At 73.1% G+C, this 413-nt stretch carries 1 pseudogene; it reads right to left on the bottom strand.

Going from position 1 to position 413, the window contains the following annotated elements:
• Positions 1-413 (bottom strand): annotated as a pseudogene (locus J0A65_RS26055) (hypothetical protein); the annotation flags it as partial.

Genomic DNA, 413 nt, shown 5'->3' with positions numbered 1-413 from the left:
ACAACAGCCAGTACGCCAGCGCCGCCAGCGCGAACTGGTCGGCGCGGCCATCCAGGGCACGCCCGCTGCGCAGTTCCGGCGCCAGCGGCAGCGCATGCTCGGGCAACGGCTGACGCGCCACGGTGGGCAGAATCGCTGCGGCGCCGGGCAGCAACAGCACCCGGCCGTCATCGCCCAGCAGGATCTGCCTCGGGTTGAGCCACAGCCCCTGCATGCCGCGGCGCTGCAACGAGCGTACGGCGCCGATCAGTTGCGCCAGCACGCTCAGCAGCGTTTGCGCATCGGGCGCCCCCTGAGCGGCCACCCAGTCGACCAGATTGCGCATGCCACGGGGCGGCGCGGCCAGCACCAGGTAGGCCCGCGTGCGGGCACGCAGCGACGACAGCACCTGCGGCAGCGCCTGGTGCGTGCTG

Origin of the sequence: Bowmanella yangjiangensis (assembly GCF_017255015.1) — a bacterium.
Lineage (GTDB): Bacteria > Pseudomonadota > Gammaproteobacteria > Enterobacterales > Alteromonadaceae > Bowmanella > Bowmanella yangjiangensis.
Note: the sequence above shows the minus strand (reverse complement) of the source record. Positions and strands in the feature narration are given on the sequence as shown.